The 244-nt window shown below is 39.8% G+C and carries 1 protein-coding gene; it reads right to left on the reverse strand.

Annotated elements, in window-relative coordinates:
* Window positions 1-244, reverse strand: a 244-nt coding sequence (locus FJ658_RS15440; RefSeq protein ID WP_219995797.1) for a hypothetical protein, incomplete at both ends; no start/stop codon positions are given.

Genomic DNA, 244 nt, shown 5'->3' on the forward strand with positions numbered 1-244 from the left:
CAGAAATCGTTGATTTGGAAACAGCATTATTATCTTCAATATAAGACTGAATGCTCTTTTCAGTTTGCTGCGTCAATTGGTTTGCATCTTGAATAAACTGAGGCAACTCTTCAGCTTTTAAAGTTTTGGTTTCTGCTTGGAGCTGATCAATGGACCGATTAAGACGGGCATTCTCATAAGTTTGAGAAAGTTGCTTCATCTGCTCATCACTTGCACCCAGCGCTTGTTGGAGTTCTTGCTGATT

The sequence above is a fragment of the Schumannella sp. 10F1B-5-1 genome (assembly GCF_006517535.1).
Taxonomy (GTDB): domain Bacteria; phylum Actinomycetota; class Actinomycetes; order Actinomycetales; family Microbacteriaceae; genus Schumannella.